The 14,526-nt window shown below is 70.3% G+C and carries 12 protein-coding genes; 4 read left to right on the plus strand and 8 right to left on the minus strand.

Going from position 1 to position 14,526, the window contains the following annotated elements; translation table 11 throughout:
- Window positions 1-6: 6 nt before the first annotated feature.
- From BLT62_RS07640 to BLT62_RS07660, 5 genes are read right to left on the minus strand one after another with little or no spacing between them, the layout of a single operon-like run.
- Entirely contained in the window at window positions 7-768 is a 762-nt protein-coding gene (locus BLT62_RS07640) for a FadR/GntR family transcriptional regulator (protein ID WP_083363521.1), read from the minus strand.
- Window positions 769-784: 16 nt separating this feature from the next.
- On the minus strand, window positions 785-1,585 hold the full coding sequence (locus BLT62_RS07645; protein ID WP_197675181.1) for a 3-oxoacyl-ACP reductase: 801 nt from the start codon (window positions 1,583-1,585) through the stop codon (window positions 785-787).
- Between the two features lie 41 nt (window positions 1,586-1,626).
- Entirely contained in the window at window positions 1,627-2,982 is a 1,356-nt protein-coding gene (locus BLT62_RS07650) for an aldehyde dehydrogenase family protein (RefSeq protein ID WP_083363522.1), read from the minus strand.
- A complete protein-coding gene (locus BLT62_RS07655; protein WP_083363523.1) occupies window positions 2,979-3,752 on the minus strand; it encodes a gamma-glutamyl-gamma-aminobutyrate hydrolase family protein in 774 nt (257 codons plus the stop codon). Before BLT62_RS07655 ends, BLT62_RS07650 begins: the two co-directional genes overlap by 4 nt.
- Window positions 3,739-5,106: a glutamine synthetase family protein gene (locus BLT62_RS07660; protein ID WP_083363524.1), complete on the minus strand. Its 1,368-nt coding sequence runs from the start codon at window positions 5,104-5,106 to the stop codon at window positions 3,739-3,741. The genes BLT62_RS07655 and BLT62_RS07660 overlap by 14 nt, the downstream gene beginning before the upstream one ends.
- A gap of 239 nt (window positions 5,107-5,345) precedes the next feature.
- Here BLT62_RS07660 and BLT62_RS07665 point away from each other — a divergent pair, with 239 nt between their 5' ends.
- From BLT62_RS07665 to BLT62_RS07675, 3 genes are all read left to right on the plus strand, one after another.
- Entirely contained in the window at window positions 5,346-6,890 is a 1,545-nt protein-coding gene (locus BLT62_RS07665) for an amino acid permease (RefSeq protein ID WP_083363525.1), read from the plus strand.
- 162 nt (window positions 6,891-7,052) lie between these two features.
- Window positions 7,053-7,490, plus strand: coding sequence for a DUF4190 domain-containing protein (locus tag BLT62_RS07670; protein ID WP_231919393.1), 438 nt, complete (start codon window positions 7,053-7,055; stop codon window positions 7,488-7,490).
- A 183-nt stretch (window positions 7,491-7,673) separates the two neighbouring features.
- Complete coding sequence (locus BLT62_RS07675; protein WP_083363526.1) at window positions 7,674-9,125, plus strand: aspartate ammonia-lyase; 1,452 nt, start codon at window positions 7,674-7,676, stop codon at window positions 9,123-9,125.
- A 366-nt stretch (window positions 9,126-9,491) separates the two neighbouring features.
- On the opposite strand, the gene BLT62_RS07680 is transcribed toward BLT62_RS07675, so the two are convergent.
- The gene (locus BLT62_RS07680; protein WP_083363527.1) at window positions 9,492-10,367 is read right to left on the minus strand and encodes a fumarylacetoacetate hydrolase family protein; all 876 of its coding nucleotides are present in this window, start codon (window positions 10,365-10,367) and stop codon (window positions 9,492-9,494) included.
- Between the two features lie 244 nt (window positions 10,368-10,611).
- Here BLT62_RS07680 and BLT62_RS07685 point away from each other — a divergent pair, with 244 nt between their 5' ends.
- Window positions 10,612-11,892 (plus strand): L-fuconate dehydratase, encoded by a 1,281-nt coding sequence (locus BLT62_RS07685; RefSeq protein WP_083363528.1) that lies wholly within the window; start codon window positions 10,612-10,614, stop codon window positions 11,890-11,892.
- A gap of 78 nt (window positions 11,893-11,970) precedes the next feature.
- Here the strand turns inward: BLT62_RS07685 and BLT62_RS07690 are convergent, their stop codons facing one another.
- Both BLT62_RS07690 and BLT62_RS07695 read right to left on the minus strand, forming a co-directional pair.
- The gene (locus BLT62_RS07690) at window positions 11,971-12,642 is read right to left on the minus strand and encodes a FadR/GntR family transcriptional regulator (RefSeq protein ID WP_083363529.1); all 672 of its coding nucleotides are present in this window, start codon (window positions 12,640-12,642) and stop codon (window positions 11,971-11,973) included.
- A gap of 336 nt (window positions 12,643-12,978) precedes the next feature.
- Window positions 12,979-14,502, minus strand: coding sequence for an AlkA N-terminal domain-containing protein (locus BLT62_RS07695; RefSeq protein ID WP_083363530.1), 1,524 nt, complete (start codon window positions 14,500-14,502; stop codon window positions 12,979-12,981).
- Between the last annotated feature and the right edge of the window lie 24 nt (window positions 14,503-14,526).

Raw genomic sequence — 14,526 nt, forward strand, 5'->3', positions numbered from 1 at the left:
CAGCCTCTAACCCAGGAAGCCGCGCAGCAGGGCCTCCGAGCCGGCGATGTGCTCGGTCATTGCCGCGGCCGCGGCATCCGGGTGCCCGCGCAGGATCGCCTTGACGATCGCCTCGTGCTGGGCGTTGGAGTGCACGATGTTCGGCGTGAGCAGCGGGATGTCGTCCAGCAGCTCGTTCACCCGCATCCGCACGTCGGCCACCAGAGGCACCAGGCCCGGCGAGCCGACCAGCTCGGCAATGAGCAGGTGCAGGCGCGAGTCGTGCCGGCGGTACTCCTCCGGGGCGGCGGCGCTGCAGTCGTCGAGCGCCTGCCAGAGCCGCTCCCGGTCTACCGCGCTCAGCTCGCACAGGGCGGCCTGCCGCACGGCGCCGACCTCCAGGATGCTGCGGAGCACGAGGGTGTCCTCGATCTCGGACGCCGGAACAGAGCGCCGCTCGCGCAGCTCGCCGTTCGCGTCGACGACCGGGGTGCCGCGCGGGACGGGGTCCACGACGAAGGTGCCGCCGTAGCGGCCGCGCCGGGACACGACGTAACCGGCCTCGGTCAGCGAGGCGATGGCGTCGCGCAGCGTGTCGCGGCTGACGGCGAGCATCCCCGCGAGCTCGCGCTCGGCCGGCAGCTTCTCGCCGGGCGCGATCAGGCCCAGTCGGATGGTCTGCAGCAGCCGCTGCACCGTCTCCTCGAAGGCGTTCGCGCTCTTCCCCGGGCGCAGCAGCAGCTCGGCGCTCAGCAGGCCGTGCTGTGCCGCATCCGGAGAATCAATCATGGTTCCAGCCTAGGACTCACTCTGGGGTGACATAGGCGGAGCTGATGCCGCCGTCGACGAGGAACGTCGACCCGGTGATGAAGGAGGAGTCGTCGCTGGCGAGGAAGGCGACGGCTGCGGCCAGCTCCTCCGGCTCGGCGAAGCGCCCGACGGGGATGTGCACGAGGCGGCGCTGGGCGCGCGCCTGGTCCTTGGCGAACAGCTCCTGCAGCAGCGGGGTGTTCACCGGGCCGGGGCAGAGGGCGTTCACTCGGATTCCCTGCCGGGCGAACTGCACGCCGAGCTCGCGGCTCATCGCCAGCACGCCGCCCTTGGAGGCCGTGTAGGAGATCTGCGAGGTGGCGGAGCCCAGCACCGCGACGAAGGACGCCGTGTTGATGATGGAACCGTTACCCTGCTTCACCATGTGGCGGAGTGCGGCGCGGGAGCACAGGTAGACCGACTTGAGGTTGACGTCCTGCACCTTCTCCCAGGCCGGCAGCTCCGTCGTCTCGATCGAGTCGTCGTCGGGCGGGGAGATGCCGGCGTTGTTGAAGGCGATGTCCACGGAGCCGTAGGTGGCCGCCGCGGTGTCGAAGAGGTTGTTCACCTGCGCCTCGTCGGTGACGTTGACCTGCACGAACAGGCCGCCGACGAGCTCGGCCGCCGCAGCGCCCGTCGCGGCGTCCATGTCGCCGATGACGACGGTCGCGCCCTCGGCGGCGAAGCGTTTCGCGGTGGCCAGGCCGATGCCGCTGGCGCCGCCGGTGATGACGGCGACCTTGCCGGCCAGGCGCTGGGTGAGGTTGATCGGGGTGATCGCGGGGGCGGCGTTCATGGTTCTCTCTTTCGTGCTGGGATGCTGTGGCGTGCGTGTGATCAGTCGACGGCGATGAACACGTTCTTGGTCTCGGTGAACGCGAGCGGTGCGTCGGGGCCGAGCTCGCGGCCGAGCCCGGACTGCTTGAAGCCGCCGAACGGCGTGCTGTAGCGCACCGAGGAGTGCGAGTTGACCGAAAGGTTGCCCGACTCGACCCCGCGGGCGACGCGGAGGGCCCGGCCGACGTCCCGGGTCCAGATCGAGCCGGACAGGCCGTAATCGCTGTCGTTGGCCAGCTGCACGGCATCCGCCTCGTCGTCGAAGGGCAGCACGGTCACGACGGGTCCGAAGATCTCCTCGCGGGCGGCGCGGTCGCCGCGCCCCGGCGTCAGCACGGTGGGCGCGAACCAGAAGCCGGGGCCGGTCGGCGCGCTGCCGCGGAACGCGACGGGGGCGTCATCCGGCACGAAGGAGGAGACGGCGTCGAGGTGCTTCCGGGAGACCAGCGGGCCCATCTCTGTGCCCGGCAGGGCGGGGTCGCCGACGGCGACGCCCTGCACGGCGGGCTCCAACAGCTCCATGAAGCGCTCGTAGGCGCTCCGCTCGACGAGGATGCGGCTGCGGGCGCAGCAGTCCTGCCCGGCGTTCTCGAACACCCCGTACGGCGCGGTGGCGGCGGCCTTCTCGATGTCGGAGTCGGCGAAGACGATGTTGGCGCTCTTGCCGCCGAGCTCCAGCGTCACCCGCTTCACCTGCTCGGCGCAGCCGGCCATGATCCGTTTGCCGACCTCGGTGGAGCCGGTGAAGACGACCTTGCGCACGGTCGGGTTCGTCACGAAGCGCTCGCCGACGACGGAGCCCCGGCCGGGCAGCACCTGGAACAGCCCCTCCGGCAGCCCGGACTCCAGGGCGAGCTCGGCCAGGCGGATGCTGGTCAGCGGCGTCCACTCGGCCGGCTTCAGCACGACGGCGTTGCCGGCGGCCAGGGCCGGGGCGAATCCCCACGCGGCGATCGTCATCGGGAAGTTCCACGGCGTGATCACGCCGACGACGCCGAGCGGCTCGTTGAACGTGACGTCGAGACCCCCGGCCACCGGGATCTGCCTGCCGAAGAGGCGCTCGGGGGTGGCGGAGTAGTAGTCGAGCACGTCGCGCACGTGGCCGGCCTCCCAGCGGGCCTGGCCGATCGGGTGGCCGGAGTTGCGCATCTCGGTCTGGGCGAGGTTCTCGATGTCGGCGTCGACGGCGGCAGCGAAGCGGCGGAGCGCCCGCGCCTTGTCGGCGGGGGCGAGCGGCGCCCAGGCGCGCTGGGCGGCGGCCGCGCGGGCGATCGCCGCGTCCGTCGCCTCCACGTCCAGGTGCTCGACGGTCTCGACGATGCTCTCGTCGGCGGGGTTGATGATCGTGTAGCTCACGGTTGCTCCTTCAACGTCCTGTGCCGCCTCGCGGCCTCGACCAGGCCGGCGAAGAGCCGGCGGTCGGCGGCGTTCTCCTCCGGATGCCACTGCACGGCGACCCCGAACGGCACGCCGGGCAGCTCAACCGCCTCGATCACGCCGTCGGCGGTCGTGGCGGACACCCGCAGCCCCGGTGCCACCCGGTCGAGCGCCTGGTGGTGGTAGACGTGCACGTCGAGGGCGTCCCCGAGGAGGTCGGCGACGGCGGTGCCCGCCTCGGTCTGCACCGTCTCGGTGCCGAACTCGGCCGGCGCCGGCTGGTACTTCTCGCTGCCGACCACGTCGGGCAGGTGCTGGTGCAGGCTGCCGCCGAGGGCGACGTTGAGCATCTGCGCGCCGCGGCAGATGCCGAGGAAGGGCAGCTCCGTCTCGATGGCGGCGTGCAGCAGGGCGTCCTCCCACTCGTCGCGGTCGCCGCGGGGCGCCCCGGTCCTCGGGTGCGGCTCCTGCCCGTAGCGGGCGGGGTCGATGTCGGCGCCGCCGGCGATGATGAGCCCGTCCAGGCCGGCGAGCACGCGCCGCGCAGCTGCCGCGGTGACCGGCTGGGGCGGAAGCACGACGGCGATGCCTCCGGCATCCGTCACCGCATCGAGGTAGACCTGCGGCAGGAAGGAGGCGCGCACGTCCCAGACGCCGGTCTGCGCCTGCTCCAGGTAGCTGGTGATGCCGATGACCGGTGCGTCGGAGGGCTCGGACTCGGCGCCGGTCCCGGGCTCAGAGCCGCTCAAAGCCGCGCACCCGCTCCCAGTCGGTCACAGCCGAGTCAAAGGCCGCCAGTTCGACGGCGGCGTTGTTCAGGTAGTGGTCGACGACCTCGTCGCCGAAGGCGGCCCGGGCGATGGCCGACTCCGAGAACAGCTGCGCCGCCTCGCGCAGGGTGGCCGGCACCCGGGCCGCCCCGCCGGTGTAGGCGTTGCCGACGAAGGCGTCCTCGAGCTCGAGCTCGTTCTCGATCCCGTGCAGGCCGGCCGCGATGAGGGCCGCGACGGCGAGGTACTGGTTGACGTCGCCGCCCGGCACCCGGTTCTCCACCCGCATGCCCGGGCCGTGGCCGACGACGCGGAGGGCGCAGGTGCGGTTGTCGATGCCCCAGGCCACGGCGGTGGGGGCGAAGCTGCCGTCCACGAAGCGCTTGTACGAGTTGATGTTCGGGGCGAAGAACAGCGTGAGCTCGCGCATGGCGGCCAGCTGGCCGGCCAGGAAGTGGCGGAACACCGTGGACATGCCGTGCTCGGCATCCGTGTCGGCGAAGACGGGGGAGCCCGCCTCATCGCGCAGCGAGATGTGGATGTGGCAGCTGTTGCCCTCACGCTCGTTGAACTTGGCCATGAAGGTCAGGCTCTTGCCGTGCGCGTCGGCGATCTCTTTCGCGCCGTTCTTGTAGATCGAGTGGTTGTCGCAGGTCGCCAGCGCATGCGCATAGCGGAATGCGATCTCCTGCTGGCCGAGGTTGCACTCGCCCTTGACGCCTTCCGAGTACATGCCCGCACCGTCCATCGCGTTGCGGATGTCGCGCAGCAGCGGCTCCATCCGGGTGGAGGCGAGCATGGCGTAGTCGATGTTGTAATCGGATGACGCGGCCAGGTCGCGGTAGCCCTTCGCCCAGGCCTGGCGGTAGCTGTCGTCGAAGACGATGAACTCGAGCTCGGTGCCGACGAACGGCACCAGGCCGCGCTCGGCCAGGCGCTCGAGCTGGGCCTTCAGGATCTGGCGCGGAGAGGCCACGACCGGCGCCTGGTCCAGCCACTGCAGGTCGGCCGTCACCATCGCGCTGCCCGGCAGCCAGGGCACGAGGCGCAGCGTGTCGAAGTCGGGGATCATCGCCATGTCGCCGTAGCCGCGCTCCCAACTGGACATCGCGTAGCCGTCGACGGTGTTCATCTCGACATCGACGGCGAGGAGGTAGTTGCAGCACTCGGCGCCGTGCTCGGCGACATCCTCGAGGAAGAGCCGGGCGGAGATGCGCTTGCCGATCAGGCGGCCCTGCATGTCGGTGAACGCCAGGATCACTGTGTCGATCTCGCCCGCGGCGACGAGCCCGGTGAGCTCGGCCAGTGAGAGGTTGCCGGAACGGGGGGTCATACGCATCTCCTCGGTGAGACTCAGGCCACAAATGGTTTGCTTGGCGACCATTACACCATAGTGATGCCAGCGCGCCGGGGGCAATCGTCGAGAACGCGCCGAACTTCCCGAGAAAATTCTTGCCACAAAGGTATGTACGTCGAACCATTGCAGGCCCTATAGTCGGGCCAGCAAATCACACAGCCCAGCAGCCTGCCCGCTTTTCCCGCGGCAGGCACTCAGAATGCGAAGGAACGTGAATGTCCAAAGACACCTTGAACGTGTCGGGAGTCACCTATACGACTGCCGAAGCCGGCTACTTCGAGAAGCGCAAGCTCAAGCGCTCCGCCGGCGTCTGGGGCCTCTGGGGCCTCGCCGTGGCCGCCGTCATCTCCGGAGACTTCTCCGGCTGGAACTTCGGGATCACGGCCGCCGGCTTCGGCGGGATGCTGATCGCCTTCGCCATTCTGGTGGTCATGTACTACGGCCTCATCTTCTCCATCGGTGAGATGAGTTCGGCGATGCCGCACACCGGCGGCGCCTACTCCTTCTCGCGCGCGGCGATGGGGCCGTGGGGAGGCTTCGTCACGGGCCTCGCCGAGACGGTCGAGTACGTCGCGACCACGGCGGTGATCGTCTACTTCTCGGCGGCGTACGCCGACGGCATCACCTCCGAGCTGCTCAACTTCTCGATGCCGGCCTGGGTGTGGTGGGTGATCCTCTACGTCGCGTTCATCCTGCTGAACTCGGCCGGGGCGGCGATCTCGATCCGCTTCGCCATCGTCGTCTCGATCATCTCGATCGGCATCTTGATCGTGTTCGCCGTGATGGCGATCGCCTCCGGCCTGTTCAGCTGGGACAAGCTCTTCGACATCGCACCGGATGCCGGCCAGAGCGCGTTCCTGCCGCACGGCGTCCTGCCCATCCTGTTCGCGCTGCCCTTCGCCATGTGGTTCTTCCTCGGCATCGAGGAGCTGCCGCTGGCGGCCGAGGAGTCACACGACCCCGTCCGCGACATCCCGCGCGCCGGCCTCTGGGCCCGCGGCACGCTCATCTTCACCGGGCTTCTCGTGCTGTTCCTGAACACCGGCATCCTCGGCGCCGAGGTCACGGGGGGCGCGGGGGAACCGCTGCTCGACGGCTTCCGCGCCATCGTCGGCGACGGGCTCGCCGCCGTGCTCGCCCTGTTCGCCCTGATCGGCCTCCTCGCCTCGCTGCAGGGCATCATGTTCGCCTACGGGCGCAACATGTACTCCCTCTCCCGGGCCGGCTACTACCCGAAGTTCCTCTCGCTCACCGGCAAGCGGCAGACCCCCTGGGTCGCGCTGCTGGCCGGTGGCCTGATCGGCTTCGTCGCCCTGATCATCGTGGATGCCGCCGGCGGTTCCGCCGGGGTGGCCGGTGCGATCGTGCTGAACATCGCCGTGTGGGGTGCCGTGCTGGCCTACCTGCTGCAGATGACCGCCTTCGTGATCCTGCGCAGGAAGTACCCGAGCGCCAAGCGCCCCTACCTCAGCCCGTGGGGCGTGCCCGGCGCCGTCGTCGCGGGAATCATCGCCGCCCTGATCTTCGTCGGCTTCCTGCTGAACCCGACCTTCGGCCCGGCCATCGTGGCCATCGCGGTCGTCTACGCGGTCATGCTGATCGGCTTCGCGGTCTGGGGCCGCCACCGGCTCGTGCTCTCCCCGGAGGAGGAGTACGCGGTCTCCGGCGGGCTGCACGGCGACCCGGAGGCCGACGGCTACGGGGGAGCGCTCGAGGAGGAGCTGCTCGCCAGCGACGGCGTCGACGAGCCCAAGCCCTAGACGGGGGAATCGGTTCGTGGGGTCTCCGCTTCGGCGGAGACCCCACTGCCGTTTCGGGGGGATAGCCCCATACTCGCCCGCTCGGATGCCCCATAACGTTGGTGTTGTGCTCGAATCCAGCACAGAACCCCACCGCACATCCGCTACAGAAGGAGCCCTCCCATGTCTGCCACCATCCCCGTCGTCCCCTCGGCCCCGGCAGAGCCGAACAACGCCCCGACGCCGCCCGCCGGCTTCACCGAGCAGCCGTCCGCCGGCTACGCCGAGCAGCCGCCCGCCGGTTACGCCGCGCAGCCGGGCGCCGCCTATGTGGGGCAGCAGCCCGCGGCATCCGCCACCCCCACCCAGTGGCTGAGCATCTCCAGCCTCGTGCTCGGCATCACCTCGATCTTCGCCGGCTGGACGTTCATCGTTCCCGTCGCGGGCCTGATCCTCGGCATCCTCGCGCTCCAGCGCGAGCCGGCCTCTCGCACCATGGCGATCTGGGGCGTCGTGCTCAACAGCGTGCTGCTCGCAGGCGGCCTGCTCGTCGGCCTCGGCGCGTTGATCTTCGGCCTCGCCGCGCTGCCCTTCGCCATCCTCCCGTTCGCCATGTTCTAGGGGCACATGCCTCCGCCCGCATGGGCCCTCGGCTAGGCTGGAGGGGTACCAAGAGCCACAAGCTCGCACACCCTCGAGGCAATGGAGCCGTTCGTGTCGATCAGCACGCCCACAAGCACGTCCACCACTATCGCGGAGGGCGCTGCAGGCGCCACACCCGGCCGCACACAGGAAGCACCCACTATGCAGGCAAGCCCAGGATTCCGTCTGGAGAGCGATTCGCTCGGGACCGTCGAGGTTCCCGAGAACGCATACTGGGGGGTGCACACCAAGCGTGCACTCGACAACTTCCCGATCGCGAAGCGCCCCATCTCCGTGTACCCCGATTTCGTGCGCGCGCTGGCCCAGGTCAAGCAGGCCTGTGCCCGCGCCAACGTCGAGGTCGGTGCGCTGAGCGCCGAGAAGGGCCGCTGGATCGACGAGGCGTGCACGCGCATCATCCAGGGGGCACGCCACGAGGAATTCGTCGTCGGCGTCATCCAGGGCGGTGCCGGCACCTCGACCAACATGAACGCGAACGAGGTCATCACCAACGTCGCGCTCGAGATCGCCGGCTACGACAAGGGCCGCTACGACATCCTGCACCCGATCGACGACGTCAACCGCAGCCAGTCGACCAACGACACCTACCCGACCGCGATCAAGGTCGGCCTGGCGTTCTCGCTGCGCCACCTGACTCTGGAGCTGCGCCTGCTGCAGGAGTCGTTCTCGCACAAGAGCGACGAGTTCACCAACGTGCTGAAGGTGGGCCGCACCCAGCTGCAGGACGCCGTGCCAATGACGCTCGGCCAGGAGTTTCACGGCTTCGCCACCACCCTCGGCGAAGACTATGACCGCCTGATGGAGACGCTCACGCTGCTCGCCGAGGTGAACCTCGGCGCGACCGCCATCGGCACCGGCATCACCGCCGACCCCGGATACGCGGCCGCCGCGGTGCGCCACCTGAGCGAGATCACCGGACTCAACATCCAGAGCGCCCCCGACCTGATCGAGTCGACCAGCGACGCCGGCGCGTTCATGTCGTTCAGCGGCTCGCTCAAGCGCAGCGCGATCAAGCTGTCCAAGATCTGCAACGACCTGCGTCTGCTCTCCTCCGGCCCGCAGGCCGGCTTCGGCGAGATCAACCTGCCGCCGATGCAGGCCGGCTCGAGCATCATGCCGGGCAAGGTCAACCCGGTCATCCCGGAGGCCGTCAGCCAGGTGGCCTACGCCATCGCCGGCAACGACGTCGCCATCACGATGGCCGCAGAGGGCGGCCAGCTGCAGCTGAACGCCTTCGAGCCGGTCATCGCACACTCCCTGTTCCAGGGCCTGGCGTGGATGACGCAGGCCTGCTGGACGCTGCGCGTGAACTGCATCGACGGCATCACCGCCAACGAGGACCGCCTCGAGGCCATGGTCGCCTCCAGCGTCGGCGTCATCACCGCGCTGATCCCGTTCATCGGCTACACCGAGGCGGCGAAGATCGCCAAGGTCGCGCTCAGCACCGGGCACCCCGTCGCCGATCTCGTGGTCGCCGCCGGCCTGATGACTCGCGAGGCCGTCACCGAGCAGCTGCAGCCGAGCAAGCTCTCCGGCATGGATGCCGCGGCGCCCGTGCCGGTCACCGACCTGAAGGCCGAGCCCTCCGAGTAGCAGCTCCGCTCACGCAGACCTCTCACGCAGACGGCTCTCACGCAGACGCCGGCGCCCAGATGGGCGCCGGCGTCTGCGCGTTCGGGGCAGCCGTCGCGTTGCGGCGGCGCGAAAAAACAGGACGAGAGGCTTCGCGGGGCGTATATGCGCTCGACGGGGCTGTGCTCCTGTTTTTTTCACAGGGGCCGCGGTGTTGGCTTCGGTCGCTGGCGCTCCCTCGAGCCAACCGGGGAGAGGCGCCGCGCATTCGCACGTCGGCTGGAGGGCGCCGCGCCGCGACGAAGGAGCAGCGCAGCGCCCGAAGCCCTGAGCGGCTCCGCCGAGACCGCCGTCTGCGACATCCTCCTGCCCGCTACACGTGTAGCGCTAGATCACCCGGCAGTGCGTGGTGAGGTAGCCGATGCCGTCGATGGACACCGTCACGGTGGAGCCGTCGCGGAGGAAGATCGGGGGCTTGCGCGAGTAGCCGGCGCCGCCCGGGCTGCCGGTCGAGATGAGGGTGCCGGCCGGGATCGTGGCCGAGCGCGACAGGTACGAGATGATCTCGGCGACGGTGCGCACCATCTCTCCGCTGGAGGCGTCCTGCAGGATGTGGCCGTCGACGTTCGTGGTCAGCCAGAGGTCCTGGGGGTCCGGCACCTCGTCGGCGGTGACGACGACGGGGCCGGTGGGCGTGAAGCCGTCGAACGACTTGCACCTCGACCACTGCGCCTCGCTGAACTGGATGTCGCGGGCGGTGATGTCGTTGACGACCGTGTAGCCCCAGACGTAGTCGAGGGCGTCGCGCACCGACACGTTCTTGGCCGGCTTGCCGATGATCACGCCGAGCTCGGCCTCGTAGTCGACCTGCTGGGAGATCTCGCCGGGCCAGGTGGTGGTCGCCTCGTGCGCGGTGAGCGAGTTCGGCCAGAGCGCGAACACGGTCATGGCGCTCTCGCTGCGCAGCTTCAGCTCGCTGGCGTGTGCGGCGTAGTTCGCGCCGACGGCCAGGATGTGCGGCGGGCGCAGCACGGCGGATGCGTGCCGCAGCTCGTCGATCGGCGTGAGCGAGACGCGCTGGGCGACCGCCTGGTCGACGACGGCCCGCACGTGGGCGAGGCCCTCCTCGCCGCGCTCGATGAGCTCCTGCAAGTCGGCGGGCGCCTCGTCCATCACCTCGTCGAGGAAGAGCGCGCCACTCCCGAGGGTCACAGCTAGGCGGGGGGTGGATTGACCGTCAAACCTCAGATGCGCAAACTTCACCCCTCTACGCTATCGGGGCTGGAGGGATATTCCTTGTACGTCATCACCAGCTGGTCGCGCCGTTTCTTGCACTTTCTGCACAAAGCGCCCGTTGCCGGGCCTCAGATGGCCGAGAACCGCCCAATCATCGGAACTCTCGCGCGGCGGTATCCGGGCATCTTCGGGTGTTTCGCGGCGACTGTGCCTCAATTGACAAGCCAAAGATCGGATGTTTATAGTCACTTGACCCCAAGGGAAGGTTTCCATGAGCACGATCATCAGCGTCGACACCACTGACGTCCGTTTTCCGACGTCACTGCAGCTGGACGGCTCCGACGCCATGAATCCAGACCCGGACTACTCCGCGGCCTACCTCGTCATCCGCACGGATGCCGCAGACGGCCTCGAGGGGCACGGATTCGTCTTCACCATCGGCCGCGGCAACGACGTCGAGGTGGCCGCCATCGACACGCTCGCCGGGCACCTCGTCGGCCGCAACGTCGAGGAGCTCCTCTCCGACATGGGCGCCACGTCGCGCCTGTTCATGCACGACTCACAGCTGCGCTGGCTCGGCCCGGAGAAGGGCGTCATGCACATGGCCATCGGTGCCGTGATCAACGCGCTCTGGGACCTCCGCGCCAAGCGCGAGGGCAAGCCGCTCTGGCAGCTGCTGGCTGCGCTGAGCCCCGAGGAGATCGTCGACCTCGTCGACTTCCGCTACCTGAGCGACGCGCTCACCCCGGAGGAGGCGCTGGAGATCCTGCGTGCCGCAGAGCCCGGCCGCGCCGAGCGCGAGGCCGAACTGCTCGCCAACGGCTACCCGGGATACACCACCAGCCCCGGCTGGCTCGGCTACTCCGACGAGAAGCTCGCCCGCCTCTGCCGCGAGGCGATGGCCGAGGGCTTCACCCAGATCAAGCTCAAGGTGGGCGCCGACCTCGACGACGACATCCGCCGCCTGCGCATCGCCCGCGAGACCTGCGGCGAGGGCTTCCCCATCGCCATCGACGCCAACCAGCGCTGGGACGTCGCCGACGCCATCGCCTGGGTGAAGGCGCTCGAGCAGTTCGACATCAAGTGGGTTGAAGAGCCCACCAGCCCCGACGACGTGCTCGGCCACGCCGCCATCGCCCGCGGCATCGCGCCGATCCCGGTCGCGACGGGCGAGCACGCCCAGAACCGCATCATCTTCAAGCAGCTGCTGCAGGCGGATGCCATCGGCTTCATGCAGATCGACGCCGCCCGCGTCGGCGGCGTGAACGAGAACATCGCCAACTTGCTGCTGGCCGCGAAGTTCGGTGTCCCGGTGTGCCCGCACGCCGGCGGCGTCGGTCTCTGCGAGGCCGTGCAGCACCTGAGCATGTTCGACTACATCGCGGTCTCTGGCAGCAAGGAGGGCCGGGTGATCGAGTTCGTCGATCACCTGCACGAGCACTTCGTCACCCCCGTCGTGATGCAGAACGGAAGCTACATGGCGCCGCTGGCTCCCGGCGCCGGCGCCGAGATGCACGCGGCATCCGTCGCGGAGTTCACCTTCACGCGCTGATCCTCAGCCGCCACCTGCTCGAGCCTCCGGGCTGGAGCCTGGTTCGCCCGTCGGGTTCTCCCGGCGGGCGAATCGGCGTTAAAGCGCCTCGCGCAGCCACTGCTCCACGCCGCTGACGTGCACGACGGTGAGGGCGTGGGCCAGATCGGCGTCGCCGCGTTCGAGGGCGGCGACGATGCCGGCGTGCTCGTGCAGGGTGCGCGAGACAGCGTTCTCCTGGGTGACGCCGCGCCAGATGCGGGCGCGCACGGTGTGGCTGGAGAGCGAGTCGATCAGGCTGCTGAGGTAGCTGTTGCCGGCGGCGGTGACGATGCGCCGGTGGAACTCCAGGTCGTGCTCGACGAGCCCCTCGACCGAGGTGGTCTCGTCGACGGCGGCGATCATCGCGGTCAGCTCTGCGATGGTGTCGGAATCGAGCTTGCCGGCGGCCATGGCCGTCGCGGCCGGCTCGAGGATCCGGCGCACGGCGAAGATCTCCAGGATCGAGGCGTCGTCGTGCAGGTCGACGACGAAGGACATGGCCTCGAGCAGCAGTCGGGGCTCCAGGCTGGTGACGTAGGTGCCGTCGCCACGCCGCACGTCGAGCACCCGGATCACCTCGAGCGCCTTGACCGCCTCGCGCAGCGAACTGCGGGAGAGCCCGAGTGCCTCGCTGAGCTCCTTCTCGGGCGGGAGCCGGTCGCCGGGGCCGAGATCGCCGGAGACGATCATCTCCTTGATCTTGAGGATTGCTTCGTCGGTCACAGCCATGCCGTCATACTATCGGCGGGTTCCAGCCGGGCCGCGGCGCCCCGCGCGGGGTTGGCTTCGGTCGCACGCTCCCTCGAGCCAACGGGGTGGACCCGGGGGTTGGCTTCGGTCGCAAGCTCCCTCGAGCCAACGTGGGATGCGCGCCGGTTTCCTCTCCACGTCGGCTGGAGGGAGCGAGGCACGAGCGACCGAAGCCCGGGAGCCACCCTGGCCGGGTTGCCCCGGTCGCGCGGGGCTGGCTTCGGTCGCACGCTCCCTCGAGCCAACGGGGTGGGGCGTGGGGTTGGCTTCGGTCGCAAGCTCCCTCGAGCCAACGGGAGCGGGCGCCTCTCGAGCTCAGCCGGCGAGCGCCCGCCACAGGTGCATGCCGGCGTAGCTGCGCCAGGGCGCCCAGGCGGCCCCGTGCGCGGCGAGCGGCGCCGCGGCATCCGGCAGGCCCAGCCGGGCGGCGCCCTGCCGGATGGCGAGGTCGCTCGTCAGCAGCACGTCCGGGCTGCCGAGCACGCGCATGCTGACGTAGCCGGCCGTCCACGGGCCGATGCCCTTCACCGCCATCAGCCGGGCCGAGAGGTCCTCCTTGCTCTCGCCCACATCGAGCCAGAGCTCACCGGAGGCGAGCGCCTCCGCGACCCGCATGATGGTGTCGATGCGGGCGACCGGGCCGCGCAGCACGCCCCGGCCGCCGGCCGCGATCTGGGCGGCCGTGGGGAACAGCGTCCAGCCGCCCCGCTCGGCCGGCAGCCGGTCGCCGAGCGCCTCGGCCAGCCGCCCGAGCAGGGTGCGGGCGGCGGCCATCGAGATCTGCTGGCCGATCAGGGCGCGGAACAGCGTCTCCTCCGGGCTCATGCTGCCGGGCACGCGGATGCCGGGCACGCGCGCGACCGCGGGGGTGAGCGCCGGGTCGGCCGCCAGAGCGGCATCGATCGCCGCGGCATCCGCGTCGAGGTCGAGCAGGCGGCGCACCCGCGACACCAGTGGGGCCAGGTCGGCGAGCTCGTCGAGGGTCACCTCGCAGGAGACGAACGGCGCCTCCGGCGTGCCCGCGAGGCTGAGCGCCACCGTCGCGGTGCCGGCCGGCAGCCGCACCGCGCGCCGGTACGCCCCGGACTCGAAGCTCTCCACCCCGGCCACGGCGCGCAGCCCGAGGAAGCCGAGCACCCCGGCGCCGTCGAACGGCGCCCGCGCCGGCAGCCGCAGCGACACGGTGGTGCCCGGCTCGGCCGGCCCGCCGGGCGCCACGACCGGCTGCGCCCCGCGGCGGCGCGCCCCGCGCTCCCGCAGCTCGCTCGGCGTCTGCTGGTACACGGCCGCCACCGTCTCATTGAACTGCCGGATGCTGCCGAAGCCGGCCGCGAACGCGATGTCGGTGAGCGGCAGCCGCGTGTTCACGAGCAGCTCGCGGGCCGTCTGCGCGCGCTGCGCCCTGGCCAGGGCGAGCGGGCCGGCGCCGAGCTCCTGCTGCAGCACCCGGCCGAGGTGGCGCGGCGTGTAACCGAGCCGGGCGGCGAGGCCGGGCACCCCGCTCCGCTCCACCTCGCCGTCCGCGATCAGGCGCATCGCGCGGGCGGCGAGGTCGTCGCGCACATTCCACTCGGGCGAGCCGGGTACGGCATCCGGCAGGCACCGCTTGCAGGCGCGCAGGCCGGCCTCGTGGGCTGCGGCGGCCGTGAGGTAGAAGGAGACGTTCGCGGCCTTCGGCGTCGTCGCCGGGCAGCTCGGCCGGCAGTAGATGCCGGTGGAGTGCACGCCGGTGATGAACTGGCCGTCGAAGCGGGCGTCCCGCGCGCTCATGGCGCGGTAGCGCTCGGCGAAGAGCGCCATCTCCCGCGTGGCCTGTCGGGCTGCCGCTGCCTGTGTCATGCCTCTAGCGTGACACGTTCCGCG

Origin of the sequence: Microterricola viridarii, from assembly GCF_900104895.1 — a bacterium.
GTDB lineage: Bacteria > Actinomycetota > Actinomycetes > Actinomycetales > Microbacteriaceae > Microterricola > Microterricola viridarii.